General features: G+C 66.6%; 21 protein-coding genes. 16 read left to right on the forward strand and 5 right to left on the reverse strand.

Annotated elements, in window-relative coordinates; translation table 11 throughout:
- Positions 1–126 precede the first annotated feature (126 nt).
- Positions 127–1,242 (forward strand): alkene reductase, encoded by a 1,116-nt coding sequence (locus R5H29_RS04045; RefSeq protein WP_332328797.1) that lies wholly within the window; start codon positions 127–129, stop codon positions 1,240–1,242.
- 79 nt (positions 1,243–1,321) lie between these two features.
- Here the strand turns inward: R5H29_RS04045 and R5H29_RS04050 are convergent, their stop codons facing one another.
- The 3 genes from R5H29_RS04050 to ppsA form a co-directional block, all read right to left on the reverse strand.
- Entirely contained in the window at positions 1,322–2,215 is an 894-nt protein-coding gene (locus R5H29_RS04050; RefSeq protein ID WP_332328799.1) for a mechanosensitive ion channel domain-containing protein, read from the reverse strand.
- Positions 2,216–2,326: 111 nt separating this feature from the next.
- Positions 2,327–3,100, reverse strand: a complete 774-nt coding sequence (locus R5H29_RS04055; protein ID WP_332328800.1) for a hypothetical protein — start codon at positions 3,098–3,100, stop codon at positions 2,327–2,329.
- A gap of 159 nt (positions 3,101–3,259) precedes the next feature.
- Complete coding sequence (ppsA, locus tag R5H29_RS04060; RefSeq protein WP_111099058.1) at positions 3,260–5,638, reverse strand: phosphoenolpyruvate synthase; 2,379 nt, start codon at positions 5,636–5,638, stop codon at positions 3,260–3,262.
- A gap of 144 nt (positions 5,639–5,782) precedes the next feature.
- On the opposite strand from ppsA, the gene R5H29_RS04065 reads away from it, so the two are divergent.
- From R5H29_RS04065 to R5H29_RS04085, 5 genes are all read left to right on the forward strand, one after another.
- Entirely contained in the window at positions 5,783–6,604 is an 822-nt protein-coding gene (locus tag R5H29_RS04065) for a pyruvate, water dikinase regulatory protein (protein ID WP_005417170.1), read from the forward strand.
- A 168-nt stretch (positions 6,605–6,772) separates the two neighbouring features.
- Positions 6,773–7,282, forward strand: a complete 510-nt coding sequence (locus R5H29_RS04070; protein ID WP_332328801.1) for a DUF1249 domain-containing protein — start codon at positions 6,773–6,775, stop codon at positions 7,280–7,282.
- 41 nt (positions 7,283–7,323) lie between these two features.
- The gene (locus tag R5H29_RS04075; RefSeq protein WP_332328802.1) at positions 7,324–7,812 is read left to right on the forward strand and encodes an 8-oxo-dGTP diphosphatase; all 489 of its coding nucleotides are present in this window, start codon (positions 7,324–7,326) and stop codon (positions 7,810–7,812) included.
- A gap of 143 nt (positions 7,813–7,955) precedes the next feature.
- Complete coding sequence (locus tag R5H29_RS04080; protein WP_021202814.1) at positions 7,956–8,570, forward strand: DUF2239 family protein; 615 nt, start codon at positions 7,956–7,958, stop codon at positions 8,568–8,570.
- Positions 8,571–8,687: 117 nt separating this feature from the next.
- Positions 8,688–10,055 (forward strand): MATE family efflux transporter, encoded by a 1,368-nt coding sequence (locus R5H29_RS04085; protein WP_233654045.1) that lies wholly within the window; start codon positions 8,688–8,690, stop codon positions 10,053–10,055.
- Positions 10,056–10,174: 119 nt separating this feature from the next.
- Here R5H29_RS04085 and R5H29_RS04090 read toward each other — a convergent pair whose 3' ends face one another.
- On the reverse strand, positions 10,175–10,819 hold the full coding sequence (locus R5H29_RS04090) for a class I SAM-dependent methyltransferase (protein WP_332328804.1): 645 nt from the start codon (positions 10,817–10,819) through the stop codon (positions 10,175–10,177).
- A 350-nt stretch (positions 10,820–11,169) separates the two neighbouring features.
- On the opposite strand from R5H29_RS04090, the gene R5H29_RS04095 reads away from it, so the two are divergent.
- From R5H29_RS04095 to R5H29_RS04140, 10 genes are all read left to right on the forward strand, one after another.
- Positions 11,170–11,784: a phosphatidylcholine/phosphatidylserine synthase gene (locus R5H29_RS04095; protein WP_019660264.1), complete on the forward strand. Its 615-nt coding sequence runs from the start codon at positions 11,170–11,172 to the stop codon at positions 11,782–11,784.
- A gap of 22 nt (positions 11,785–11,806) precedes the next feature.
- A complete protein-coding gene (gene phaE, locus R5H29_RS04100) occupies positions 11,807–12,871 on the forward strand; it encodes a class III poly(R)-hydroxyalkanoic acid synthase subunit PhaE (protein WP_227844449.1) in 1,065 nt (354 codons plus the stop codon).
- Positions 12,868–13,935, forward strand: a complete 1,068-nt coding sequence (gene phaC, locus R5H29_RS04105; protein ID WP_332328805.1) for a class III poly(R)-hydroxyalkanoic acid synthase subunit PhaC — start codon at positions 12,868–12,870, stop codon at positions 13,933–13,935. The genes phaE and phaC overlap by 4 nt, the downstream gene beginning before the upstream one ends.
- A gap of 33 nt (positions 13,936–13,968) precedes the next feature.
- On the forward strand, positions 13,969–14,337 hold the full coding sequence (locus R5H29_RS04110; protein ID WP_026347052.1) for a YfeK family protein: 369 nt from the start codon (positions 13,969–13,971) through the stop codon (positions 14,335–14,337).
- A gap of 64 nt (positions 14,338–14,401) precedes the next feature.
- Positions 14,402–14,605 (forward strand): PspC domain-containing protein, encoded by a 204-nt coding sequence (locus tag R5H29_RS04115; RefSeq protein WP_058981420.1) that lies wholly within the window; start codon positions 14,402–14,404, stop codon positions 14,603–14,605.
- A complete protein-coding gene (locus R5H29_RS04120; protein WP_151356488.1) occupies positions 14,602–15,054 on the forward strand; it encodes a hypothetical protein in 453 nt (150 codons plus the stop codon). Before R5H29_RS04115 ends, R5H29_RS04120 begins: the two co-directional genes overlap by 4 nt.
- Before the next feature lie 766 nt (positions 15,055–15,820).
- A complete protein-coding gene (locus R5H29_RS04125) occupies positions 15,821–16,036 on the forward strand; it encodes a hypothetical protein (protein WP_005410085.1) in 216 nt (71 codons plus the stop codon).
- Positions 16,037–16,243: 207 nt separating this feature from the next.
- The gene (locus tag R5H29_RS04130; RefSeq protein WP_019660258.1) at positions 16,244–18,631 is read left to right on the forward strand and encodes a Tex family protein; all 2,388 of its coding nucleotides are present in this window, start codon (positions 16,244–16,246) and stop codon (positions 18,629–18,631) included.
- Positions 18,632–18,839: 208 nt separating this feature from the next.
- Positions 18,840–21,029: a PAS domain S-box protein gene (locus R5H29_RS04135; protein WP_332328806.1), complete on the forward strand. Its 2,190-nt coding sequence runs from the start codon at positions 18,840–18,842 to the stop codon at positions 21,027–21,029.
- Positions 21,030–21,091: 62 nt separating this feature from the next.
- The gene (locus R5H29_RS04140; RefSeq protein ID WP_019660256.1) at positions 21,092–21,322 is read left to right on the forward strand and encodes a hypothetical protein; all 231 of its coding nucleotides are present in this window, start codon (positions 21,092–21,094) and stop codon (positions 21,320–21,322) included.
- A 39-nt stretch (positions 21,323–21,361) separates the two neighbouring features.
- Here R5H29_RS04140 and R5H29_RS04145 read toward each other — a convergent pair whose 3' ends face one another.
- Complete coding sequence (locus R5H29_RS04145) at positions 21,362–22,450, reverse strand: DUF5694 domain-containing protein (RefSeq protein WP_180877634.1); 1,089 nt, start codon at positions 22,448–22,450, stop codon at positions 21,362–21,364.
- Positions 22,451–22,919: the final 469 nt, after the last annotated feature.

A 22,919-nucleotide genomic window follows, 5' to 3' on the forward strand; every position in this document is an offset into this window, starting at 1 on the left:
GTGGATGAGCCCTCGTACCGGGTGATCCTTGCCGTGGGGGAACAACTGTTTTGCCAGTGCGTGCCTGTTGCCTGGCGGGCGCCATCCCCATTCTTTGCGGCACTCCCCCCGCAAGAGATGTCCGCCATGTTGTTCACCTCCCACCGTCTGGGCCCGCTGACCCTGCCCAACCGCATCGTGATGCCGCCGATGACCCGCTCGCGTGCGGCTGCCGGCAATGTTGCTACCGCCGAGATGGCGACCTACTACGCGCAGCGTGCCGGTGCCGGCCTGATTGTCAGCGAAGGCACCCAGATCAGCCCGCAGGGCCAGGGCTATGCCTGGACGCCGGGCATCCACAGCCCCGAACAGGTAAAGGGCTGGCGGCAGGTGACCGATGCGGTGCACGCCGCCGGTGGCCGCATCTACGCGCAGTTGTGGCACGTCGGCCGCGTCTCGCATGTGGCCCTGCAGCCCGATGGCGCAGCGCCGGTGTCTTCCTCGGCATTGCTGGCCGATGGCGTGAAAGTGTTCGTCGACCCGACCGGGGTGGGTCCCGAAGCCGGGGTGGGCGAAATGATCCAGCATTCGATGCCGCGCGCGCTGCGCGAAGACGAGATTCCGGGCATCGTCGCCGATTACGCGCAGGCCGCCCGCAATGCGCTGGAGGCGGGCTTCGACGGCGTCGAACTGCATGGCGCCAATGGCTACCTGATCAACCAGTTCATCGACTCGCAGGCCAACCAGCGTACCGATGGCTATGGCGGTTCGCTGCAGAACCGGCTGCGCTTCCTGCGCGAGGTCGTGCAGGCGGTGGTCGCAGTAGCCGGTGGTGATCGCGTTGGCGTGCGCCTGGCGCCGCTGACCACGCTGCAGGGCGCGGTGGATGATACGCCGCAGGCCACCTATCTGGCGGCCGCGCATCTGCTGGGTGAACTGGGCGTGGGTTACCTGCACATTGCCGAAGCGGATTGGGACGATGCACCGTTGATGCCGGTGGCGTTCAAGCAGGCGCTGCGCATGGTCTACCCGGGTACGCTGATCTACGCCGGCAAGTACACCGCCGAGCGCGCCGAGCAGGCACTGGCGGAAGGCTGGGCTGACCTGATCGGCTTCGGCCGGCCGTTCATCGCCAACCCGGATCTGCCTGAGCGACTGCGACTGGGGGCGGAACTGAATCCGCCGGATCGTGCGACGTTCTTTGGCGGTGGCGCGGTCGGCTTCACCGATTACCCGACGCTGGAAGAGAGCGTCGCGGCCTGATCCTGGCCGCTGGCCGGCATTTCAATGTCGTATCGCCGACGGGTGGGTGCCGACCGTTGGTCGGCACTACCGGCATGGATCAGGGCTTGTCGCGCACCAGCGCGTCGGCCTCAACCACGCCGCCATCCTTGCCATGCAGGTACAGGTGCATGTCCTGCTGCGGGTACGGGATGTTGATGCCGGCCTTGTCAAAGCCCAGCTTGAGCTGCTCCAGCAGCGTGACCTTGGTGCCGAACCAGTCGGCCGACTTCACGTAGCAGCGGATGCCGAGGTTGATGGCGTGCGCACCCAGCTCGTACACCACCACGTCCGGGGCCGGCGTCTGCAGCACGCGCGGGTCGGCCTTCATCAGCGCCAGCGCGGTGTCGCGTGCCAGCTGGATGTTGTCCTCGTAGCCGATGCCGATCACCAGTTCGACGCGGCGGGTCGGTTCGGCGGTGAGGTTGATGATCGGTGCGGCGGTGATCAGCGTGTTCGGAATGGTGGTGTGCTGGTTGTCGGCACCGGTGATGACGGTCTGGAAGATGCGCACTTCGCGCACCGTGCCGGTCTGCCCGGCCACGGTCACCACATCGCCCACGCGGAACGGTCGCAGCGTCACCAGCATCACGCCCGAGGCGATGTTGGACAGCGAATCCTTCAACGCAAGACCGACCGCCAGGCCAGCGGTGCCGAGCACGGCCAGCAGCGGGGTGATCTTCACGCCGAGCGTGTCGATGGCCAGCAGCGCCACGATCACGAGTGAGGTGGCATAGACCACGTTGCGCAGGAAGCTGCCCAGCATCGGGTCCACGCCCATGCGCGCAGTGGCGCGCGGCATGGCATTGGACAGGCGTCGTGCCACCCACAGGCCCACCAGCAGCACCACGATGGCGGCCAGCAACGGTACGCCGTAGGTTTCCAGCAGGCGCTCCCAGTCGAGCGAGTGGAACCAGGGCGTTGCGGCGGGGGCGGGTGGGGCTGTAGCAATCATGCGGGCTCCTTGTCGAACGGGCGCGGCGCTCAAGAACGCCAAAAACTGAAGACCCCGCAGAGGCGGGGTTGCATGCGGGCAAATTATCGGCACGGCGGGATGAACGTGATGTCACCCATCTTCGATCAATGCGCCCGTACCCTTGAGCAGCGAGCGTAGTCCCTGCACCAGATGCGGTTCTACCGTGCTGAGCCAGAGGCGGCCGGGCACCAGCTCTTCCAATGTGCAGCCGGGGGTACTTTGCAGTATCCCAGCCAATGTCTTGTCGGGCGCGACGGGTGCACCCAGCTGTGCCGGATTGAGCAGACTAAGCGGGAAAATGTTGCGGGCCTTGTGCAGGCGCACCTCTGGCGGGGCGTCATACCAGATCTGGTTGCGGTCTTCTTCGTCCTGCGGCTGTGTGCCATCGCAGCAGCTCATGATGTAGGCCTGCGGGCTCCGCTCGAAGGGCGGGTGGGTGACGTAGCCAAAGTCCCAGTCATACAGAGCGATCAGCCCCACCAGGAGCTCGCGGAAGGACTGCGGTTCCAGAGAAAAGCGAGCGTCCTTGGGGAACAGAACGAATTCCGTTCCAAGCTCACAACTGGAGGAGAAGTCCACTGATGCGGTCAGATCATAGGCGGGCGCGTCACTTCCTTTGGGTACAGCGACAACACTGAGGAGAGTCAGCTCGTTGAAGCCACTGGCCAGAAGTCTTCGATGTGCTGCATTGCCCAGTTTTGCCAAGTTGCTGCTGTGGCCCTTTCCGTCAGACGCAAAGTGGGTGGCCTGTACTCCACGCTCTTCGAGCATGGATATAGCAAACTCGTGAAACTCCTGGAATTCCCGCGCTCCTGCCAACGGACCGGAGTAGTTGAACAGTCCAAGTGCGAATGGGATGGTCATGGGGCGAACCTTGCAGGGAAGTGATTCCAGTGCTCCCAGTGTGCGTCGGCCATTTCAGGGCGCCTACTGGAATAGTTGCAAATGACATATCGGCCCAGTTGGTCCCAAAAGCAGAAACCCCGCCGAGGCGGGGTTTCTTTAATCAGCCTTACAGCCGGATCAGCCGTTGGCCTTCAGCTTGGCCAGGCGCAGCCAGGTATCAACCACGGTGTCCGGGTTCAGCGACACCGACTCGATGCCTTCCTGCATCAGCCATTCGGCCAGATCGGGGTGATCGGACGGGCCCTGGCCGCAGATGCCGACGTACTTGCCCTTGGCACGTGCTGCCTTGATCGCCATCGACAGCAGCTTCTTCACTGCCGGGTTACGCTCGTCGAACAGGTGCGCGACGATCGACGAGTCGCGGTCCAGGCCCAGGCTCAGCTGGGTCAGGTCGTTGGAGCCGATCGAGAAGCCGTCGAAGATCTCCAGGAACTCATCGGCGAGCAGTGCGTTGGACGGCACTTCGCACATCATGATGATCTTCAGGCCGTTCTCGCCCTGCTTCAGGCCGTTCTGTTCCAGCACCTCGACGACCTTGCGGCCTTCTTCCAGGGTGCGCACGAACGGAATCATGACCCACAGGTTGTCCAGGCCCATTTCGTTGCGCACGCGCAGCACGGCCCTGCACTCCAGCGCGAAGGCGGCCGAGAAGCTCGGGTCGACGTAACGGCTGGCGCCGCGGAAGCCGATCATCGGGTTCTCTTCGTGCGGCTCGTAGTTGCTGCCGCCGATCAGGTTGGCGTACTCGTTGGACTTGAAGTCCGACAGGCGCACGATCACCGGGTTCGGTGCAACCGAGGCGGTGAGGGTGGCGATGCCTTCGGCCAGGCGGTCCACGTAGAAGCTGACCGGATCACCGTAGCCGGCGATCTTCTCGTCGATCTTCTTCTTGGTCGCGGCGTCCTGGCGGTCGTATTCCAGCAGCGCATTCGGATGGATGCCGATGTGGCTGGCGATGATCATTTCCAGGCGGGCCAGGCCGATGCCGGCGTTCGGCAGCTGACCGAAGTCGAAGGCACGTTCCGGGTTGGCCACGTTCATCATGATCTTCAGCGGGGCCGGCGGCATGTTGCCCAGATCGGTCGTGGTGCGTTCAAAGCCGAGCTTGCCTTCGTAGATGAAGCCGGTATCGCCTTCAGCGCAGCTGACGGTGACCAGCTGACCATCCTCGATGACCTGGGTGGCGTTGCCCGAACCAACCACGGCTGGCACGCCCAGCTCGCGCGCGATGATCGCGGCGTGGCAGGTGCGGCCACCGCGGTTGGTGACGATGGCCGAGGCGCGCTTCATCACCGGTTCCCAATCGGGATCGGTCATGTCGGCGATCAGCACGTCGCCCGGCTGCACGCGGTTCATGTCGTCCAGCGTCTTCACCACGCGGGCCACGCCCGAACCGATCTTGGCGCCGACGGCACGGCCCTCGGCCAGCACCTTGCCGCCCTTCTCGGTCAACGCGAAGCGCTCGATCTGGGTGGCGTGGCTGCGCGACTTCACCGTTTCCGGGCGCGCCTGCACGATGAACAGCTTGCCGCTGACACCGTCCTTGGCCCACTCGATGTCCATCGGGCGGCCGTAGTGCTTTTCGATGACCAGCGCCTGCTTGGCCAGTTCCTGCACGTCCTCGTCGCTGATCGAGAAGGTGGTGCGCAGTTCGGCCGGGGTGTCTTCAATACGGACGCGCTCACCGGGGACATCCGAATACACCATGCGGATCGCCTTGCTGCCGAGCGAGCGGCGCAGGATCGCCGGCTTGCCGGCCTGCAGGGTGGGCTTGTAGACGTAGTATTCGTCCGGATTGACCGCGCCCTGCACGACCATCTCGCCCAGGCCGAACGAGGAGGTGACGAACACCACGTCGCGGAAGCCGGACTCGGTGTCCAGGGTGAACAGCACGCCGGAGGAGCCGACGCCCGAACGCACCATCAGCTGCACGCCGGCGGACAGGAACACGTCCTCATGCTTGAAACCGTGGTGCACGCGGTAGGCGATGGCGCGGTCGTTGTACAGCGAGGCGAACACTTCCTTGACCTTGTGCACGACGTCGTCGGCACCGGTCACGTTGAGGAAGGTTTCCTGCTGTCCGGCGAAGGACGCATCCGGCAGATCCTCGGCGGTGGCAGACGAACGCACGGCCACGGCAACGTCGCCGCCGCCATTCTCGGCGCTCAGCTTGGCGTAGGCGGTGCGGATGTCCTGGTCCAGCTGCGGCTGCAGCGGGGCGTCGATTACCCAGCCGCGGATTTCCTTGCCGGCGGCGGTCAGCGCATTGACGTCCTCGACGTCCAGCGTGGCCAGCCTGTCGAAGATGCGCTTGGACAGGTCGTTGTGCGCGATGAAGTCCTTGAAGGCTTCAGCGGTGGTGGCATAACCGCCCGGCACCGAAACGCCCAGACCGGCCAGGTTGCCGATCATCTCGCCCAGGGACGAATTCTTGCCGCCTACGCGGGCCAGATCGGCCAGACGCAGTTCGTGCAACCACAGGATGTTCTCGTTCAAGCGCGATGCTCCGTTTGGCCATCGCCCGAGGCGGGCTGAGTGGCCGCGTCCGTAGGAAGAAGCCGATATGATGCCGGGCAGAGCACCGTCGGCACAAGCTTGTGCTGGCGGCCTTTTTAAGCTTCGTAGGGGGTAAAAGCGCGCATGTCGACCATCCGTCCGGTGTTCTACGTTTCCGATGGAACCGGTATCACCGCTGAAACCATTGGGCATAGCCTGCTGACCCAGTTCTCCGGATTCAGCTTCATTACCGACCGAATGTCGTTTGTCGACGACCCCGAAAAAGCGCGTGAAGCCTGCGCCCGGATCCAGGCGGCAGGTGAGCGCTACCAGGTCCGGCCGATCGTGGTGAACTCCTGCGTGGACCAGAGCCTGAGCCTGATCCTGGCCGACAGCGGGGCGCTGATGCTGGATGTGTTCGCGCCGTTCATCGAGCCCCTGGAGCGTGAACTGGCCAGCCCGCGCCTGGCCCGGGTCGGCCAGGCCCACGGCATGGTCGATTTCGATACCTACCACCGCCGCATCAACGCGATGAACTTCGCCCTGACCCATGACGATGGCATTGCGGTGAACTACGACGATGCCGACGTGATCCTGGTGGCGGTGTCGCGCGCCGGCAAGACGCCCACCTGCATCTACCTGGCCCTGCATTACGGGGTGCGCGCGGCCAACTACCCGTTGACCGACGAGGACCTGGAAAGCGACCGCCTGCCGCCGCGCCTGCGCAACTACCGACGCAAGCTGTTCGGGTTGACCATCGACCCGGACCGCCTGCAGCAGATCCGCCAGGAGCGCCGCCCGAACTCGCGCTACGCCAACCTGGACACCTGCAAGCGCGAGGTGGCCGCGGCCGAGACCATGTTCCGCATGGAGCGGATCCCGACCCTGAGCACCACGCATACCTCGATCGAGGAGATTTCCAGCAAGGTGCTGGCCACGCTGGGGCTGCAGCGCGAGCTGTATTGATCCGTGCGCCACGACCAACGGTCGTGGCCTACCTCCGGGGTGATGACCCTCCTGCGCTGGGGCATCGACCCTCCTGCACGGTGGGTATCGACCGGTGGTCGATACCGGGCCCCTTTGGCCGGGGTGATCCCGCCCCCACGTTGAAGCACCAACGTGTAGGATCGACCCATGGCCCGAGCCTTGCCCCGTACCGAACGCATTCCCCGCCTGAGCCGGCTGAGCTGGCTCATGGGCCTGTACGCGGAGAACTACCGCCATCTGGTGCGCCTGTTCGAACCGGCTGGACTGATGACGGGCAGCTACGTCTCCTCGGTCGGCGATGGCCTGGACGTTCGCCTGGACGTGATCGAGTGCCACCGCTACACGGTGGAACTGCGGCTGACCTACGACCTGGCCGACCCGGTCACTGGCGAGCCTGATCCATCGGCCTATGTTCGCCTGTACCGTGACGCGCGCCAGGCCGAGACCACCCACTGCTACGTCGGCCGCCGCTGGCAGGACACCATGGGGCTGTACCCGCCGCCGGCGGAGCTGATCAGCCACCGCATGCGGATGAACACCTTCCTCGGCAAGTGGCTGGAGTACCTGGCCGAGCGCGGCCACGGCGTGGCCACGCTGCGCCGCGATCCCGATGGCGTCGCGACGCCCGCCGAACGCCGCCTGTCGCTGGTGCGCTGATCGGCCATAATCCACGGCTCACCTGCCGCTGGATGCTGCCCATGCCGTACACCCCGATCGTCGCCACCCTGGGCTACGTGCTGTCGCCCGATCGTCGCCAGGTGCTGATGATCCATCGCAATACCCGTCCCGGTGACCATCATCTGGGCAAGTACAACGGGCTGGGTGGCAAGATCGAACCGACTGAAGACGTCGCGGCAGGCATGCGTCGCGAGATCGCCGAGGAAGCCGGCATCGACTGCACCGGCATGCGCCTGCGCGGCACCATCAGCTGGCCGGGATTCGGCAAGCACGGTGAGGACTGGCTGGGCTTCGTGTTCGTCATCGACAGCTTCGAAGGTACCCCGCACGGCGGCAACCACGAAGGTACGCTGGAGTGGGTGGACCTGGACAAGCTGGACACGCTGCCGATGTGGGAAGGCGACCGCAGCTTCCTGCCGCTGGTGTTCGACGCCGACCCGCGCCCGTTCCACGGGGTTATGCCGTACAGGGACGGGCGCATGGTCAGTTGGTCCTACAGCAGGCTGTGACCCGGTGAATCGGGGAGGTGCCAACCATTCCGGGGAGTGCCAATCTGGGTTGGCACGCTCTTTTGGTCGATTAATACCCGGGCAATATTGACAGTCATAAATTACCCGGGTAATATTCGCGCATCACCTCTGATGCCATTGCCATGCCTGCGTCCCGACTCCCTCCTTTCAGTTGTTTCGACGGCCATCGCCTCGTTGCCTGCGGCAGCCCGGAAGTGGCGGCACTGGCGCTCAAGCGGCTGCGCGCCGACAACGCTGCCGGACCATTGCTGGTGTTCGACAACGCCACCGGTCGCACCCGCGATTTCGATACGCGCGGCAGTGACGAGGAACTGCTGGCGCGGGTAACCGAAGCGTTTCCCCCCTCTGACGAGGCGGATGCCGAAATCACTGCCGAAGACGCTGCGACCCCGCGTGGCCGTGGCCGCCCCAAGCTGGGCGTGGTCGCCCGTGAAGTGACCTTGCTGCCGCGCCATTGGGCCTGGCTGGCCGAGCAGCCGGGCGGCGCCTCGGTGGCATTGCGAAAACTGGTGGAGACGGCCAGCCGCGCCGGTGCGGACAAGGACCGCCGGCGTCGCGATGCCGAACGCGCCTATCACTTCCTGCAGACCATCGCCGGCGACCTGCCGGGCTTCGAGGAGGCCATCCGCGTGCTGTTCGCGCACGACCGTGCGGGCCTGGAAGCGGTGCTGCATTCCTGGCCCAGGGATGTGCGCGACCACGCCCTGCGTCTGGCGTTCGACAGCGCTGACGGCTGATCCATCGCGCCGTCGTTGAACGGCGGCGCCACCTGATCGCGGGCCACGGCCCGGTCCCCTGTGCTTGCTTTGCTGGTGGAAACGCCGGGCAGGGCAGCGCCTTGCCCAGAGAACCCCATGAACTCCCCTGTACATCCCACGCCCCTGGTTGCGCCGCCGCTGTCGCGCACCTACCTGGCCCTGCTGGTGCCCATGCTGATGACCAATGCACTGCAGCTGGCCGCCGGCACGCTGGACAACGTCTACCTCGGCCATCTGCTTGGCACGCAGGCGGTGGCTGCCGCCGCTGCGTTCTTCCCGGTGTTCTTCCTGCTGATGGCCCTGGTGATGGGCCTGGCGACGGGCGCAATGGTGCTGATCGGCCAGGCCTGGGGCGCTGGCCAACCGCAGCGGGTACGCGCCGTGGCCGGCAGCGCGGTGGCGCTTGCCCTGCTGTTGTCGCTGCTGGTGATGGGCGTGGGCGGCGTGTTCGCGCCGCAGATGCTGGCGGCACTGGGGACGCCGGCGCCGGTCCTCGGCGAGGCCATCGTCTATGCGCGGGTGCTGCTGCTGAGTGCGCCGGTGTTCTTCCTGCTGTGGCTGGCGACGGCCGTGAGCCGCGCGGTGGGTGATGCAAAGACGCCGCTGCACGCGCTGCTGCTGGCGACCGTGCTCGGCCTGCTGTGCACGCCACTGCTGATCCTCGGCTGGGGCGGCCTGCCGCAGCTGGGCGCGGCCAGTGCCGCGGTGTCGGCAGCATTTGCCTCGCTGCTGGCGTTGGTCTGGTTGCTGTGGAGCTGGCATCGCCTGGGGCATCCGCTGGCACCCGGCCATGAGCTGCTGCGGGCCATCCGTTTCGATGGCGCGATCATTCGTTCGATGCTGCGCATCGGCGTGCCGTCCTCGCTGCAGATGCTCAGCCTGGCCATTGCCGAGATCGTGTTGCTCGGCTGGATCAACCGCTATGGCTACACCGCCACGGCGGCCTACGGTGCGGTCAACCAGTTGATGAGCTGGGTGCAGCTGCCGGCCATGTCGCTGGGCATCACCGCCACCATCCTCGCCGCGCATGCGATGGGGGCAGGACGTGCGGCACGATTGCCCGCCATTGCCCGCACCGGGGTGCTGCTGGGCCTGGCGATGCTGACGGTCGTGGTGCTGCTGGTGATGGCGCTGGCGCCGTGGCTGACCGGCCTGATCCTGGCGGCGCCGGAGGTGCGCGAACTGGCCGCACTTCAGCTGCGCACGGTGGTGTGGGGCGTGCTGGCGATGGGCGGCACCACGGTGCTGGTCGGCGTGATGCGCGGCAGCGGGACTGTGCTGCTGCCGGCGTTGCTGGGCATGACAGCGGTGTTGCTGCTGGAGCTGCCACTGGCGATGTGGCTGCAGGCGCGGCACGGGCTGACCGGCCTGTGGTGGGCGTGGCCGCTGGGACTGGTGGCGATGCTGGTGTTGCAGATGATGTGTTTCGCGAGGTGGCGCAGCCGGTTGCCGGCGGCGGCCTGACCGCAGCGCCATTGCCGGGGCAGCCGACCAGCGGCCGGCTCCACCGCTCGGTCGGATCGCATCCGGCGAAAATCCACGCCGATGCGGGTCGGGTAGCGCCGGGCCATGCCCGGCGGCAATCAGCGCCGATGCGCCAGCAGCAGGTGGAAATGCTTCTCCCGCGTCTGCCCGTCATTGCCGGCAGCAGTTTCGCGATGGCTGCGCCAGGCCGAGATGTTGAATCCCGACACGCGCATCGCCAGCTCAACTGCGTCCAGTTCGTGCAGCTGGAAATCGGCGGCAAACGGCAGGCTGCGCATGAAGGCCGCATCGCCGAACGCCAGGCACAGCCGCCCTCCCCGGCGCAGTACGCGCGCAAGCTCGTCCAGCACCGGGGCCAGGTTGGGCCAGAAGTACAGGGTGTTGACCGCCAGTGCGGCATCCACGGATGCCTCGTCCACCGGCAGCGCATGGGCATCGCCAAGCCGCATCGCGGCCCGGTCGCCCAGGCCGGCACTGGCCAGCCGCCGGTTGCCGGCCTCGACCATGGCGGCGGACAGTTCAACGCCCAGGTACTGGCTGCCCGGCGCTTGCAACAGCTGGGGCGCGAAGGCCGCATTGCCGGGGCCGATCTCCAGGATGCGTTCGCCGGCCGCCACCGCCAGCAGCCCGATCGCGGCCAGGTTCAGGGCGGTGTTGCTGAGGTTCATCGAGTCGGCCACCGCCAGTGCGGCGTCGCCATGGGGCTGCCGCAGCTGCGCGGCCAGGGTGGAAGCATCCAGCATCGTCGTCGTCCATCGAAGAGATTCGGACGTGGCGGCGGCGGGTCCGCCGATGACCATAGCGCTGACCTTGCGGCTTGGGAAGTAGGGAAACCCCGCGTCAGGGTGATGAGGAAATGTCCACCGTCGCAGTCGGTGAGATCTGGTTGTCCACAGGGGGTGTGGATTACGCGTGGGCAACTTTGTGGATAAGCCGCGACAGGCTCCACCCCCCTAGGCTGTCAAGATGGGTGGCGAAAAATTCACCGCCGGTGAGGGTGCGTGAGGGAGCAGTGAAGGCCGCGGCCTGCCGGCGCTGTCGCCGGCAGCGGCGCTCGCGGTAACCTGTGGGCCTCGATGCTCCGTGAGACCCCATGAAACGTCACTTCTCGATGCTGCGCGAATTCCAGCTGGCCGACTGGTTCACCTTGGCCAATGCTTTCTGCGGCACCGGTGCGGTGTTTGCCGCAATGCGCTTCCTGCAGGATGGCGAGCGCGGCTACCTGCTGTTCGGCATGGCGCTGATACCGCTGGCCTTCATCTTCGACGCCCTCGACGGCCGCATCGCGCGCTGGCGCAAGTCCAGCTCCACCCTGGGGCGCGAGCTGGATTCGCTGTCCGACGTGATCTCGTTCGGCGTCGCGCCGGCGGCGCTGGCCTATGCATGTGGCATGCAGGGCGGCTGGGACTGGCTGGTGCTGAGCTATTTCGTCTGCTGTGGCGTCAGCCGCCTGGCGCGCTACAACGTCACCGCCGAGGCAATGACCGGCGACGAGGGCAAGGTCACGTATTTTGAAGGCACCCCTATCCCGACCAGCCTGGTGCTGGTGATCGTGCTGGCGATCGCCGCCGGTACCGATGCCATCGGCCAGAACATCTGGTTCGGCCAGTGGCAGATCGGCCCGTGGCAGCTGCACCCGATGGTGCTGCTGTTCGCCCTGTCCGGGTCGCTGATGATCAGCAAGACCCTGCGCATTCCCAAGCCATGAGCCAGCCCTGCGGAGGCCTGCGATGACTAGCTCGGCCCACGACGCCGGCAGCAGTGATTTCGAGACCCTGGCCCGGCAGTACTTCGGCGCCTGGGGCGATGCCCTGCGCCACGCGGGCACGCCCGGCGCACCGGCCGGTGACGACCCCAGCAGCTGGCAACGGCTGTTCGACTGGTGGGGCCAGCTGTTGCCGGAACAGGGTCCAGGCGCGCCGGAAGATGCCGTGCGCCGGTTCCGCGAACAGGCCGGGAGCTGGTACGGCACCATGCAAGAGGTCGCCGCTCGGTTTGCCGGCCGCGACGCCAGCAGTGCCGATGTGGCCCAGGCCTGGCGTGAGGCGGTGCAGGGGCAGGGCGATGGCATGCTGCAATGGATGCTGCAAGGGGCCCGTGGCAGCACCCACGCCGGCGCCGCCGTGCCCGAATTCGCCGCATGGCTGCAGCAATTCCAGTTGCAGGCGGGCCCATGGCTGCAGAGCCCGGCATTCGGCCCCGGCCGCGAGCACCAGGCGCGCTGGCAGGCCCTGCTGCGTGCGCAGGAAGAATACCAGCAGCATTCGCGCGCCTATGTCGACCTGATCAAGCGGGCACTGGACGAGGCCTTTGCGTTGTTCGAGCAGCGCCTGGCCGAGCACGAACAGCCGGGCAGCCAGCTGACCAGCGCCCGCGCGATGTTCGACCTGTGGATCGAAGTGGCCGAGGAGGCCTACGCCAAGGTCGCCATGTCCGAACCGTTCCAGCAGGTGTACGCCTCGCTGGGCAACGCGCAGATGCGTCTGCGTGCCGGCCTGCAGCGCGAGGTGGAACAGATGAGTGAACGTATCGGCCTGCCGACCCGCAGCGAGATGGATGCCGCACACCGCCGCATCGCCGAGCTGGAGCGCAGCCTGCGCCGCCTGCAGGCGCAGGTGGCAGTGCAGGCCGGAACCGCTGCGGTCGATCCGGTTGCGCAGCCGGCGCCGGCAAAAGTGAAGCCTGCCGCGCGCAAGGCCGCGAAGAAGACCGCACCGGCAACGAAGGCGCCTGCAAAAAAGGCGGCTGCGAAAAAGCCCCAATCTCGCACCTCCTCACGGGCACGTGACCGATGAAGGGACCGCTGGGCTTCAACGCCGATGACCTGATGCAGGAGACCCTGGCCATGCAGCGCAAGCTGATGGAGGGGCTGAAGCTGCTGCCGCAGGTGGAAGACGTGGACTATGGCGTGACCGCGCGCGAGGAAGTCTGGCGCGACGGCAAGGTGGTGCTGTACCGCTTCGTCGGCGAACAGTCACCGACCCGGCGTACGCCGCTGCTGATCGTCTACGCGCTGGTCAACCGTCCGTACATGGTCGACCTGCAGGCCGACCGCTCCCTGGTGCAGAAGCTGTTGGCGCTGGGTCAGGACGTCTACGTGCTGGACTGGGGCTACCCGGATCGCTCGGAGCGCTTCCAGACCCTGGAGGACTACCTGCTGCGCTACATCGACGGCGCGGTGGATGCGCTGCGTGCGCGCAGTGGTAGCCCGGTCGACCTGCTCGGCATCTGCCAGGGTGGCGTGTTCGCGCTGTGCTACGCGGCGCTGCGCCGGCAGAAGCTGGGCAAGCTGATCACCATGGTCACCCCGGTCGATTTCCAGACCGCCGACAACATGCTCTCGCACTGGGCGCGGCAGGTGGACGTGGACCTGCTGGTCGACACGCTGGGCAACATCCCGGCAGACCTGATGAATGCCAGCTACCTGATGCTCAAGCCATTCCGCCTGAACGTGCAGAAGTACGTCGGCCTGCTCGACATCCTCGATGACAAGGCGGCGCTGGAGGACTTCCTGCGCATGGAAAAGTGGATCTTCGATTCGCCGGACCTGGCGGGCGAGGCGTTCCGCGATTTCATCAAGCAGTTCTACCAGGCCAATGGCCTGATGAAGGGCACGGTACGGATCGGCGACGAAGCGGTGGATCTGTCGCAGGTGACGCTGCCGGTGTTGAACATCTACGCCGAGCAGGACCATCTGGTGCCACCGGACGCCTCGCGCGCGATGCGCGGGCGCCTGGGTACGGATGACTACACCGAGTCCAGTTTCCGCGGTGGCCATATTGGTATCTACGTGTCCGGCCGCGCGCAGCGCGAAGTGCCGGCCACGATCGATGGCTGGCTGAAGGCGCGCGACCTGTAGAGTCGGGCCCTGCTCGACTGACTTGGAGGGATGATGACGTACCGGATTTTGTTGATTCTTGCGGTACTGCTGGCAGCGCCACTTGCCCAGGCCGCACCCAGTGCGGATGCACGGCGGGAGATCGCCCAGTTGATCGCCAGCCTGGACGGCTCGCAGTGCCGGTTCCAGCGCAATGGCAGCTGGTACGACGGCAGCGATGCGCGCGCCCATCTGCAGCGCAAGTACGACTACCTGCTGAAGAAGGACATGGTGGACAGCGCCGAGCAGTTCATCGAGCGCGCCGCCAGCCAGAGCAGCATGAGCGGCAAGCCTTACCGCATCCAGTGCCCGGGTCAGCCTGAACAGACCGCAGCCACCTGGTTCGGCGCACGCCTGCAGGCCCTGCGCCACCGCACGCCGTAGACATGGGGGCGGTGTAGAGTCGAGCCATGCTCGACTGCCTTGTCCGTTTCCCGGAGCCGCTGCCATGAACACCACGCCCAAGACGCTGTCGCGCTCATTGAACGATCGCATGATCGCCGGCGTGATGGGCGGCATCGCCCACCGCTTCGGCTGGAACCCCACGCTGGTGCGGATCGTGTTCGTGCTGATATCGATTGGCTCGGCCGCCTTCCCCGGCATTCTGATCTACCTGATCCTGTGGCTGCTGATGCCGAACGAGGCCGATTGAACACGGCCGCTCGACCCTGGCCGCTGTGGCTGCGTGCGCTGCAGATGCTGGGCGCAGCATGGACGTTGCCCAATTCGCTGCTCGGCCTGATTGGCGGCCTGGCCGGTATGCTCGGCGGCGCGTCATTGCGTTGGAGCGCGCGCGACTGTGCGCTGGTGTTCGACCGCTGGCCGTGGGGGCCAGGCGGGGCGATCACGCTGGGGAACGTGATCCTGCATACCGGCCATGACCTGGGCATTTCCTGCCGCACCTATGCGCATCAGGCGGGGTGGGGCGTGGAACCGCTGATCCGGCTGGATGATCACGAACGTGCGCACGTGTACCAGTACATGGTGCTGGGGCCGCTGTACCTGCCGGTGTACCTGCTGTGTGGCGGGGTGAGTGCGCGGAATCCATTCGAGCGCGCGGCCGATCATTTTGCCCGGTTCGGGCACGGCTGGTGGCCGTAGGTTCCAGCCAACGGCGCAGCCCCTCGTGGCGTGGTCGCGGAATACGTTTCATGCGATTGGGCCGGGCGGGCTGGGTTCGCGGGACACGCCGTAAACCCATCCATGGGGGCGCGATGGCGCCATCCATGGCGCCAACGGTCCCGCGAACCCATCCCGCCCGGCCGCTGACAGTTCCCGGCCGCGTCCAGCCACGGAAAAGAAAAAGAACAGCAGAAGCGGGTCGCGCGCTGCGCTTGCTCGTGTAGAGCCGAGCCCGCGCTCGGCTGCTTTCAGGCCAGCTCGCGAAGCCGAGCGCAGGCTCGGCTCTACAACAAAAAAGCGGCCAGCCCGGCTGCTTCTGCTTTTGATCTTCTTTTTATTCTCCGTGGGTGGCGGCAGGCACCAGGAATCTGTCAGCGGCCGGGCGGGTGGGTAGGGCGGGGTGTGCGCGGCATGGATGCCGCGGCCAAGCCCCCAATGGATGGGTTCACGGCGTCCCCGGCCTACCCACCCTCCCGGCCAGCCCACAGGAAACCGGCTTTCCGCGACCAACCAAACCACCCACGAGGGGCTGCGCCGTTGGCGGGAATCCCGTACTGATTCGTTAGCCGGAAGTTAAAGATCCGTAAGCATTCTGCTGCGATCCCGCCGTCATCTGCATGCAACCGATCGTCATTAGCCTTCGTGACGTTCCAGTCAGGTTCGACGCGGTAAGCTCTCCCTCGATGAGCTCGCAGCATCGCTCATCGAGTGCAGTACGCAGTAGCAATTTGGAGGAATACATCACATGGCAATCGTTCTTTATGTCGGTGGTAGCAAGGATGGCGAGAAGGGCGTGGTGCCCTACGGCTTCAGCAAATCCCGCGCCGACACCGCGCTGGGGCCGGAGTTCTACACGGAGCGGTTCATGGAACTGCAGGGTGTCGGCAAGGTCCGCCTGATGGCCCTGGAAGGCATGCGTGACGAGATCGTCATGCAGCGCGCCGCCCGCCACTACCGCTGACCTTCGTAACACGCGGCAGGGCGCGCCCACCATCGCGCGCCCGCGCCGGCATCCCAGCCCAGGGCCAGTCCGGGCCCGCGCTTTGCCAGGATGCCGGCGTCCAATCCGGCTACGCCGCTGAACCTTGCGCCCTGTCAATGCCTTGTCCGGCTCCGTCGCGGGTTGCCAGAATGGGGTCTTCCCGTAATGCGGCACAGACCTGAAGCAATGCACGACGCCAAGAACGCCCAGAGCGCGCTCGCCCAGCAGATCGCCCAGACCATCGCCGACGAGATCGGTGCCCAGTCCGCCCAGGTGCGCGCCGCCGTCGGCCTGCTCGACGAGGGCGCCAGCGTTCCGTTCATCGCGCGCTACCGCAAGGAAGTGACCGGCGGCCTGGACGACACCCAGCTGCGCAACCTGGAAGTGCGCCTGACCTACCTGCGCGAGCTGGAGGACCGTCGCGCAGCGGTGCTGGCCAGCATCGGCGAACAGGGCAAGCTCAGCGACGAACTGCGCAACGACATCCTGGCCGCCGATACCAAGAGCCGTCTGGAAGACCTGTACCTGCCGTACAAGCCCAAGCGCCGTACCCGCGCCCAGATCGCCCGCGAGGCGGGGCTGGAGCCGCTGGCCGATGGCCTGCTGGCCGACCCGACGCAGGACCCGCAGAGCTTTGCGGCCAGCTTCGTCAATGCCGACAAAGGCGTGGCCGACACCAAGGCTGCGCTGGAAGGTGCGCGCGCGATCCTGATGGAGCGCTGGGGTGAAGACGCCGCGCTGGTCGGCGAACTGCGCACCTGGCTGGGCGAAACCGGCGTGATCCGCGCGCGCGTGGCCGAGGGCAAGGAAACCGAAGGCGCCAAGTACCGCGATTACTTCGATCACGCCGAGTCGTTGGCGAAGATTCCCTCGCACCGGCTGCTGGCGCTGTTTCGCGCGCGCCGCGAGGAGATCCTGTTCCTGGAGCTGGACCCCGGCAGTGATGCCGAGGCCGGCCACCAGTACGCCGAAGGGCGCGTGGCGCGCAGGGCCGGCATCGCCGACCAGGGCCGCGCCGCCGACCGCTGGCTGCTGGACGCCTGCCGGCTCACCTGGCGCGCCAAGCTGCACACGCACCTGCTGCTGGACCTGTTCAACCAGGCCCGCGAGAAGGCCGAAGCCGAGGCCATCGCGGTGTTCGGCGACAACCTGAAGGACCTGTTGCTGGCGGCACCCGCCGGCCCGAAGACCGTGCTCGGACTGGACCCGGGCATCCGCACCGGCTGCAAGATCGCCGTGGTCGATGCCACCGGCAAGCTGGTGGCCACCGACACCATCTACCCGCACGAGCCGCGCCGCCAGTGGGAGCAGTCGCTGCAGACGATCAAGCAGCTGTGCGCCAAGCACAACGTGGAACTGATCGCGATCGGCAACGGCACCGCCAGCCGCGAAACCGACAAGCTGGCCGGCGAAGCGATCAAGGCCGCTGGCAACCCGAAGCTGCAGAAGGTGGTGGTCAGCGAGGCCGGCGCGTCGGTGTACTCGGCGTCCGAGTTCGCGGCCAGGGAGTTCCCGGAGCTGGACGTGTCGCTACGTGGGGCGGTGTCGATCGCCCGCCGCCTGCAGGACCCGCTGGCCGAACTGGTGAAGATCGAACCCAAGGCCATCGGTGTCGGCCAGTACCAGCACGATGTGGACCAGTACCGTCTGGCGCGCGCGCTGGATGCCCGCGTGGAGGACTGCGTGAACGCGGTGGGCGTGTACGTGAACACCGCTTCGGCTGCACTGTTGTCGCGGGTGTCCGGCCTGTCGGCCACGGTGGCCGAGAACATCGTGCGCCACCGTGATGCGAACGGCCCGTTCAAGCGCCGCAAGGACCTGCTGAAGGTCGCGCGCCTGGGCGAGAAGACCTTTGAACAGTGCGCGGGCTTCCTGCGCATTGCCGACGGTGATGAGCCGCTGGATGCTTCGGCGGTACACCCCGAGGCCTACCCGGTGGTCGAGCGCATCGTGGCCAGCACCGCGCGCCCGATCAAGGCGCTGATCGGTGATGGCAGCTTCCTGCGTGGCCTGAAGGCCGAGCAGTTCACCGATGCCACCTTCGGCGTGCCGACCGTGCGTGACATCCTCAAGGAACTGGAGAAGCCGGGCCGAGACCCACGCCCCGAGTTCAAGGCGGCACGCTTCGCCGAGGGTGTCGAGGACATCAAGGATCTGCGCGAGGGCATGGTGCTCGAGGGTGTGGTAAGCAACGTGGCGGCCTTTGGTGCCTTCGTCGATATCGGTGTGCACCAGGATGGCCTGATCCACATTTCGGCCCTGTCCGATACGTTCGTGAAGGACCCGCGCGACGTGGTCAAGGCCGGCGATATCGTCAAGGTGAAGGTGCTGGAGGTGGACGTGGCGCGCAAGCGCATCGCCCTGACCCGGCGCCTGGACGATACCCCCGGCCAAGCCACCAGCCGCCCGGGCCAGCGTGATGAGCGCGGCCATGGGCAGGGTCCGCGCCGCGATGCAGGCGGCCAGAACCGCGGGCCGAACCGGGGCCAGGGCAATGGCGGCCGTCCCGCCGCGTCCGCGCCCCCGGCCAACAACGCCCTGGCCGAGGCCTTCGCTCGCGCCAAGCGCAGTTGAGGACCGTGTTCCCCGTCACGCTTGATTCGTGGCGGGGGACTTGTCGATTTTCCCCGTGATTGCGCACACTTGCGCTTGAGGGGAGGCGTCCGGCCACCCCGCTGTTGCTGGGGAGGGCCATGACGCCAGCAGGACCCGTCGTCTTCGTTGAGGTCTGCAGCGTCGCGCTGCGGCCGCTGCCTCCCTGTGCGGGCCGGGGTACGGGTTGATGGCCGGCCAGGGAACCAACGGCAACGGGTTGCTGGAGCGGCGCCTGCAGGCGCTGGCCGAAGAGCGTCGTCGCCTGGCGATGATCATTGACGGCACCGCCGCCGGCACCTGGGAGTGGAACGTGCAGACCGGCGAGATGCGGGTCAATGCGCGCTGGGCGGAGATCGTCGGTTATCGCCTGGAAGAGCTGGAGCCGGTGTGCCAGAAGACGTTCCTGAAGCTGGTCCATCCCGATGACATCGTCCTGTCCGACGCGGCACTTGAGGATCATTTTGAAGGCCGCAGCGACAACTATGTCTGCCTGCTCCGCATGCGCCACAAGAACGGCCAGTGGATATGGATCCACGACCGTGGCCGCGTGTTCGAATGGGATGGGCAGGGACGACCGCTGTGGATGGCCGGTGCGCATGCCGACGTGACCGAGCTGCAGCAGGCGCGGCAGGACGCCGCCGAAAGCCGGCAGCGGCTGCAGGCCGTGGTCGATGCGTCCGACGAGGTGGCGGTGATCGCGACCGATACCGAAGGCACCATTACCCTGTTCAATACCGGTGCGCAACGCCTGCTGGGATACAGCGCGGAGGAAGTGGTCGGACAGCGGCGACTGGGTGATTTCCACGATCCGGACGAGTTGGCGGCATGGCTGCGCCCGCTGGCGGCTGCGGACGGACGCCTGCCGGGCGCGTTTGAAGCCCTCAGCGCCCGTGCCGATGCGCAGACCTATTCAAGGCAATGGACATTGCGGCGCAAGGACGGCCAGCCACGCCAGGTGCGCCTGTCGATCAGCCGCATGGATGGTGCCGGCGGCGCTCGCATCGGCTACGTCGGCATGTCCATCGACATCACCGAGATCCTGCAGGCACGTGCCGAAGCACGCCTGGCGGCGGAGAAATTCGCCGGTGCGTTCACGTCGGCGGCGCTGGGCATGGCGCTGGTGTCGCTGGAGGGGCGCTGGCTGGACGTCAATGACGCCCTGTGCCGGATCCTGGGCTACCCCCGCGAGGAACTGCTGCAGGTTGATTTCCAACGCCTGACCCACCCCGATGACCTGCAGGCCGACCTGGCCCTGGTGCAGGATCTGCTGGCCGGGCGGCGCAGTCACTATCACCTGGAAAAGCGCTATCTCGATCGCGACGGCAAGGTGATCTGGGCGCGGCTGTCGGTCTCGCTGGTGCGCAACGAGGATGGCGAGCCGCTGCATTTCGTGTCGCAGATCCAGGACATCAGCGCCCAGCGCAGCAGCGAACAGCGCCTGTTCGAGAGCGAGCAGCGCAGCCGCATCACCCTCGATGCCGTGGCCGATCTGGTGCTCAGCGTCAGTCTGGACGGTCGTATCGATTACGCCAACGCCGCTGCTGTCCGCACCCTCGCCGGTGATGGCGCGCTGTCGCTGGCAGGGCACAACGTGCAGGACGTGCTGGCGCTGACCACCGAATACGCGCCCGGCTCGGTGCTTGATGTATCCGTGCTGCTGGACCCGGAAAGCAATGCGGTGGACCTGCATGCCGACCTTCTGCTGCGCCTGGGCACGGCCACGATCCCGGTCGATCTGACCCGCGCCTGGCTGCGCGATGACGAGGGCCATGTGCGCGGCGCGGTGTGGGTGCTGCGCGACGACACCCAGCAGCGGGCGCGGCAGCGCGAAGCCCGCCACCTGGCCGAGATCGATCCGCTGACCGAGCTGAGCAACCGTCGTGGCTTCGAGGTGCATCTGCAGCAGGCGATCACCCGCGTGGAGCGTACCGGCCAGGCCGCCTCGCTGATGTACATCGACCTGGACCGCTTCAAGCCGGTCAACGACACCTGGGGCCATCTGGCCGGTGACGCCGTGCTGTGGGCGGTGGCCAGCGTGCTGCGCCACGGCGTGCGGGATTCGGATGTGGTGGCGCGGCTGGGTGGCGATGAGTTCGCGGTGATCCTGTCCGGTTGCACGCCGCGTCGTGCAGCGCGCATTGGCGGCGAGCTGCTGCACACCCTTGCGTCACTGTCGATTCCGTGGGACCAGGACCGCCTGCATGTGGGCGCCAGCATCGGCATCGCACCCTTGACGGGCGGGATGAGCGTCGACCAGGCCGTGGCGGCGGCCGATGCCCAGTGCTACCGGGCCAAGGCAATGGGCCGCAACAACGTGCAGGTACAGGGCGAGGCGAGTGAGCTGCCGGGCGGCGACATCGATCCGACCGAGGGCTGATCTCAACCTGTGAGAGGGCGTGCGCGAATACTCCGCGCACTTCCCCTCCTACAGGTGGTCCCATGAATGTCTGCAACCCGGTGACGCTGCGTGCCTACGCCCCGGCAATGGTCGGCTGGTGCCTGGCCCTGGCCGCCTGCCTGCGTGCGGAACAGCTGCGCGGCGACCTGCACGCGCAGGCCCTGCTGCCGGTGCTGCAGGGCGGCGCGGTCGCCTTGCTGGTGTTCACGCTGTCCTGCATCGGTGCCGCCAGCATCATGCTGTGGCGGGCGGGCAGGAACGCGGTGGAGTGATGCGGCGGATGGTTACCGCATCCCCCATGCGCAGTTGCGTCAGCGCAGTACTTCATCCGAACTGACCAGCTGCACGTCATGCATCAGGTTGAGGTAAGCCTCGTAATAGCCCTTGTGTGACGCGCCGACGATGGTCAGCATGCGGGTGCCTGGATGCTGGCCGAGCACGTCGCGCATGTTGGCGACCATGCGCAGGTTACGGGTTTCCCAGTAGCCCAGGTAGTTGCGGCCGAAGCCTTCCGGTGAGGGTTCGACAAGCGTCGCGCCGAAGTCGCTGTTGAACGCCACCATCGCGGTCTCGGGTGCGTTGTAGGCGCGATACATCGCGAGCAATCCTTCCGGCTGAACAAGATTGGCTCCGAGCCGTTCATCAGCCGCCCTGCGTGCTTTGACGAAGGCGTTGTCCCAGGCGCCGCGTATGGCGGCAGCGTAGGCCTTCTGCTGCGATTCCGGTGTGGGCGAATCCGCAGTGTGGTCGTCCACCGACCACAGGCGCTCCAGTCCGAGGCGTGCGGCAAGCACGCCGGCCACCAGGACGGCCTCGTTGCGGCGGGTCATGCGCGTGTCGAGGAACTGCACCAGCTCCGGAGTCAGGCTGTCGGCCGCACGGCGCTCTTCCCGGGGCAGCCGCAGCCATTGGACGACTGCCGAGCTGTTCTCGCCCGCAGCCAGGAAGACTGCAGCCAAGCGACGTCGCTGGGCAGCGCTTGGCGCCTTGGGCCAATCTGCAAGCAGGCGTTCCATTTCCACGTTGGCGCTGGGCACGTCCAGACCGGTGGCGGCCTGCGCCGGTGCCGGATCGACGCAGTAGTCCGCGACGCTCTCCGCGTATCGGGCCGGATTGCGGCGCATGAAGTCACACTGCAGGCCGGACAGGTTCTCCACTGCGATCGCGGTGGGCCGCCAGGCTTCCAGGCGCTGCAGCAGAGGTTCCAGCATCGCCGGCGTGAAGGTCTCCGGCAGGCTGGACAGGTGTGGGCTGCCCAGCACCAGCACTTCGTTCGGGCGTCCTGCGGGCGGTCCCTTCAGCTGGTCCGGGTGGAAGGCCGGTCGATAGGCGGTGCCGGTGGCCAGCGCATTGCTGCTGCATAGGGCCAGGAGAAGAAGGCTGGCAAAGCGAGGGAACATGCGATCTCCATGTAGATGAGCATCCTGCGGGACCTCCATGCTGGTCGTTTTCCCCTGCGGGCGAACCCCGCATCGGTCATGTAAACCTTTTTTCCTTGAGCTGCATCCTTGTGTGGGCGATGTGGTCGGCTGCCTCCCGGCGCCTGCGCTGTACAGCGTTCCGCCAACCGGTGGCGGAACGGATCCGGTCCAGCCGTTCATTGGCCCAATGCCTTGGTGTGAGGGCGGGGACACGTGAGAAAGGTGTGAAGTACACGGCAATTGTCCACCGCATTCCGCCTGTGATGGACGGAGTTGCGACGGACGTCGCGGAATGCCGCTAAAGCGGCCGACGGCATCGCCGATACTCCCTCTGGATCCCGCTCCAGTTACCCGCCGCAGGACCCCAGACTGCCCCCGATGGGCGGTCCGCGCAGTGTGTTCCGCCGCTTCCAGATGCCGATCGCAGCCGCAGCAGACGTTCTTGGCA

This window comes from Stenotrophomonas sp. A3_2 (assembly GCF_036624925.1).
GTDB classification, from domain to species: Bacteria; Pseudomonadota; Gammaproteobacteria; order Xanthomonadales; family Xanthomonadaceae; genus Stenotrophomonas; species Stenotrophomonas hibiscicola.

Bases quoted from the DNA above. Each gene is read 5' to 3' on its own strand.
- R5H29_RS04145 (WP_180877634.1), bottom strand. From the start codon at position 22,450: ATGTTCCCTCGCTTTGCCAGCCTTCTTCTCCTGGCCCTATGCAGCAGC.
- R5H29_RS04130 (WP_019660258.1), top strand. From the start codon at position 16,244: ATGCACGACGCCAAGAACGCCCAGAGCGCGCTCGCCCAGCAGATCGCC.
- R5H29_RS04065 (WP_005417170.1), top strand. From the start codon at position 5,783: ATGTCGACCATCCGTCCGGTGTTCTACGTTTCCGATGGAACCGGTATC.
- R5H29_RS04140 (WP_019660256.1), top strand. From the start codon at position 21,092: ATGAATGTCTGCAACCCGGTGACGCTGCGTGCCTACGCCCCGGCAATG.
- phaE (WP_227844449.1), top strand. From the start codon at position 11,807: ATGACTAGCTCGGCCCACGACGCCGGCAGCAGTGATTTCGAGACCCTG.
- R5H29_RS04075 (WP_332328802.1), top strand. From the start codon at position 7,324: ATGCCGTACACCCCGATCGTCGCCACCCTGGGCTACGTGCTGTCGCCC.
- R5H29_RS04050 (WP_332328799.1), bottom strand. From the start codon at position 2,215: ATGATTGCTACAGCCCCACCCGCCCCCGCCGCAACGCCCTGGTTCCAC.
- R5H29_RS04085 (WP_233654045.1), top strand. From the start codon at position 8,688: ATGAACTCCCCTGTACATCCCACGCCCCTGGTTGCGCCGCCGCTGTCG.
- R5H29_RS04045 (WP_332328797.1), top strand. From the start codon at position 127: ATGTTGTTCACCTCCCACCGTCTGGGCCCGCTGACCCTGCCCAACCGC.
- R5H29_RS04055 (WP_332328800.1), bottom strand. From the start codon at position 3,100: ATGACCATCCCATTCGCACTTGGACTGTTCAACTACTCCGGTCCGTTG.
- R5H29_RS04070 (WP_332328801.1), top strand. From the start codon at position 6,773: ATGGCCCGAGCCTTGCCCCGTACCGAACGCATTCCCCGCCTGAGCCGG.
- phaC (WP_332328805.1), top strand. From the start codon at position 12,868: ATGAAGGGACCGCTGGGCTTCAACGCCGATGACCTGATGCAGGAGACC.
- R5H29_RS04090 (WP_332328804.1), bottom strand. From the start codon at position 10,819: ATGCTGGATGCTTCCACCCTGGCCGCGCAGCTGCGGCAGCCCCATGGC.
- R5H29_RS04135 (WP_332328806.1), top strand. From the start codon at position 18,840: ATGGCCGGCCAGGGAACCAACGGCAACGGGTTGCTGGAGCGGCGCCTG.
- R5H29_RS04080 (WP_021202814.1), top strand. From the start codon at position 7,956: ATGCCTGCGTCCCGACTCCCTCCTTTCAGTTGTTTCGACGGCCATCGC.
- R5H29_RS04115 (WP_058981420.1), top strand. From the start codon at position 14,402: ATGAACACCACGCCCAAGACGCTGTCGCGCTCATTGAACGATCGCATG.
- R5H29_RS04110 (WP_026347052.1), top strand. From the start codon at position 13,969: ATGACGTACCGGATTTTGTTGATTCTTGCGGTACTGCTGGCAGCGCCA.
- R5H29_RS04095 (WP_019660264.1), top strand. From the start codon at position 11,170: ATGAAACGTCACTTCTCGATGCTGCGCGAATTCCAGCTGGCCGACTGG.
- R5H29_RS04125 (WP_005410085.1), top strand. From the start codon at position 15,821: ATGGCAATCGTTCTTTATGTCGGTGGTAGCAAGGATGGCGAGAAGGGC.